At 30.5% G+C, this 3,809-nt stretch carries 1 protein-coding gene and 1 pseudogene; both read right to left on the reverse strand.

The features are described 5' to 3' along the window. Positions 1 to 863: pseudogene (locus ACH2BO_RS14430) on the reverse strand (phosphatidic acid phosphatase); the annotation flags it as partial. Positions 864 to 1,006: 143 nt separating this feature from the next. After that, positions 1,007 to 3,809 (reverse strand): VCBS repeat-containing protein (locus tag ACH2BO_RS14435; RefSeq protein WP_395045436.1); only part of this gene is annotated, 2,803 nt, incomplete at its 5' end.

A 3,809-nucleotide genomic window follows, 5' to 3' on the forward strand; every position in this document is an offset into this window, starting at 1 on the left:
GCAATTTTTGTAATTCCCATCCAATGTCCGCCAGGTGTAATTTTCTTTTTGGCAAACATCATATGTCCTTGATTTACGGTTACATAAGGATTGCAATCCCAAAATTGAGCCATTTTTATTTCTTCTGATGTATCACCTTTTTCAATCATTATTTTACTAATGTCATAAACTTCTTGTACTTGTTTGAAAAACGGCGAATTTTTATCGGTTGAATATGTCAAAGCCGGACTTGGTTTGAATTGCGATGATGAATCTATAACCATAGTTCTAATTTCGCTCCAATGTGGTTCAACGCCATCCATATATGCTGGTGGAGTTGGTTGCCAACGTTCTGGTTGATTCGCGTAAACAGAATATTTAGGTAACGTCCTGGTTTGTTTATAATTGTCTTTTCCCATCCATTTTTTAACTCTTTCTGCAACTTTTAGTCCATATTCTTTTGAAATCTCAAACTCTTCTTCATTTTCATTTTGCCATTTTTTGTACAAACTATCTCTAAATTTTTCTACCAAATCTTCTGAAAAAACTAAAGCTTTACTTACTTCTAAATGGGCAACAAGTGCTGCAACATTTTTATTTACACCACTTTTTTTATCTAAAACAGGAATTGAATCTAAACCTTTTAATTGTTTTTGAAGTGAATTGTAGGTTTTGCTGTTTTGAGCAATTACTTCGTAAGCAGCAATATTTGGGTAGGCATAAATTCTACTTGCAACTGGTGGCGAAAAAATATCGTGGATAATAATTTGGGTTACATTATCTATTGATGCTCCGTATTCTTCAGGAGTTACTATTATTTTTGTTTCTTTTTTACAAGAAACAAGTAAAGTTAGTAAAGAGATTATTATAAATTTAGATTTCATTATTGTTTATTTTAAACCATTTTATTTTTTTAAACCATTAAGTTAGTTAAGTAAATTAAGGTTTTGTGTTTTGTTGTTGTTAGTTATTTTTTTAAACCATTAAGTTAGTTAAGTAAATTAATGTTTAAAACTCTTATTTATATTTAATTTTTATTTGTTGAAATTTCATAAACTTCTACTTTTTTATTGTTTATGGTTGCCAACATATATATTTTTCCATTACAAGTAATTACATTTAGATGGCGAACTGCTTTTTGCGATAAATCTACTCCAATTTTACTTCCTAATGTAATTGATTTTTCATTTTTTATCAATGCACCAGAGAATCCATCAAAACGACTATGATATGGCGAAACTCCAAAATAATTTCCGGCTGCAAAAACTTCTTCGTCTTTATCTGAATCAAAATTAGATTTTACAAACGCATTTATCGGACTAACTTGCATAGCATTTGTAAACGGAACAAAAGTAAATTTACCTTTATTATTTTTTAAATAACCAGATTTTAAATTGTGCACTTCATATAATTTTGCTTTTGCTAACAATGCAGGATCAAAAATTTCTTCTCCCGTTTTGCCTGCAAACTCTTTATAAGAATTGAATTTTTTCTTGACTAAACCGCTAAATTGTTCTGCCAATTCATCCAATCCCATTGTGGTGTAGTATTTTTCATTTTTTTCAACTGTTACAATTGTTTCGTACCAATCGTTGGTGTCAAAATCATCAAAATACATTTTCATAGGAAATTCTGACGATGCTTTAAATTTTGAATTCATTCCCCAATTGCCTAATAAATAATCTAAATCGCCATCTTTATCAATATCAAATGGTTGAATTGCTTGCCATAATCCATTGTTTTTTTCAGGATTTACGGTTGCAGAAACATCAGTAAATTTTCCTTTTTTGTTTGCATAAAAAGTCGGTTTCATCCATTCTCCAACAACAATCAAATCAGTTGTTCCATCATTATTAAAATCTGAAAAAGTAGCATCTTGAACCATTCCAATATCCGAAAAAGTTTTATTTTCTACGATTGAAAAAGTGCCTTTATTATTGTTTAAAAGATAACAATCTGACGGACTTCCAAAACGATTTTTTTTAGAATTGTTTCCGATAAAAAGATCCAAATCGCCATCTTTATCATAATCAAATGATTTTACAACAGCTGCATTTTGAGCAATTGTAGGCAAAGTAGCTATAGTTAATTGATTTTTATTGCCAAAATATAATCTTGATTGCAAATCGGCAGCATTTTGTCCGCCACCAGAAGCTACGAATAAATCATTTATTTTATCATTATTAAAATCGGCTATTATTGCAGAAGCATCTTCAAAAACGGCATCTTTTTCTACTTCTGGATAAGATTTTTTTACAAAACCAGTTGCAGTTTGAATGTAAATTTGAGCAGGAATATCTTTTGATCCGCCAAAGAAAATATCGTCTTTTCCATCGCCATTTAAATCACTAATTGCTGTAGCTGGACTACGATCTGAACGTTGGTATGGAATTAATTTTTGATAAACGAAATCTACATAATCATTTTCTTGATGTATGAAATTAATTCCTAAATTGTCTTCTACTTTTTGAAAAATCGAATTCATTTTTGGATGTAAATTTGAATAATCAAAGGATTTTCTTGATGTATTTGCTTTAATTTCAAGTGTTTGATTTGTTTTTATATTCTTTAAAGTTTGAAATGTTTTGTCTGGCCAAATGACAAGAAGTGAATCTACTTTTGTATCTTTTTTATATCCAAAATGAATTATTGGCTCAGACGAAGATTGAAATCCTCTAGTAGTTTGCAATTCTTTAAACTGCATTTTTCCTTTAGAATAGGATATTATTTTAGTTCCAATTCCGAAAGTATTTTTGCCAACAAATTTTAATTTCAGTTTTAAATAATTCGCTTTTTCATTGGTTTGATTGCAATAAATTGATGCTTCACTATTTAAATTGTTGGTAATTATGTCTAAATCTCCATCGTTATCAATATCTGCATAACCACTTCCGTTAGAAATTAAGGAATCATTTTCTATCCAATCTTTCGATTTATCTTTGAAAATTAAATCATTTGAACCTTGAAAAATATAGTTGGTTACGTTTCCTTTAGGCATTCTTTTCAATGCTTCTTTGTCTAATAATTTGGTAGAAGTGATTTTGGTTTTTACTTCATCATTAGAATAATATTTTACATAATCTAGGTCGTTTGGACGTTTCGGAATTCCGTTTGCCACAAATATATCTTGTTCGCCATCTTGATCATAATCGGCAAAAAGTGTACTCCAACTCCAATCTGTTGCTGCAATTCCGCTTAATAAAGCCGTTTCTGTAAAGTTGTTTCCAGCTTGATTTATTTGCAACATATTTCGAGTATACTGGCAATGATAACCTAACTTTTCAGTTCTCATTTTAAACATTTGAACGTTGTCATCACCGAGAGAAGATTTCAAAACTTTTTCATCTTGCGGAAGCATATCCAACGTCATGATATCTGGAAAATTATCGTGATTTACGTCGGCAACGTCTATTCCCATTGAAAAACGACTGGTGTGACCAAAGTGAGTTTTCAAACTTTCAGAAAAAGTTCCGTTGCCATTGTTGAGATAATAATAATCGTCTTCATGAAAATCGTTTGTGATGTAAATATCTGGAAAACCATCTAAATTAAAATCGGAAACTGCAATTCCTAAACCATAACCGTTTGCTCCACCAAAAATTCCAGCTTTTTCGCTGATATCAATAAATTTTCCATCATTATTTTGAAATAATTTATCGCCACATTCATAACTTCTGTTGTTGCGAATAGCAGCATTTCCATATGATGCTTCTGAATGTACAGCGTGATTTAGAAGATACATATCCAAATCGCCATCCAAATCGAAGTCAAAAAAAGCTGCTGACGAACTATAATTGTCTAAATCTAAACCATATTCGGCTGCGCTTTCA

This window comes from Flavobacterium sp. (assembly GCF_043773265.1).
Classification (GTDB): domain Bacteria; phylum Bacteroidota; class Bacteroidia; order Flavobacteriales; family Flavobacteriaceae; genus Flavobacterium.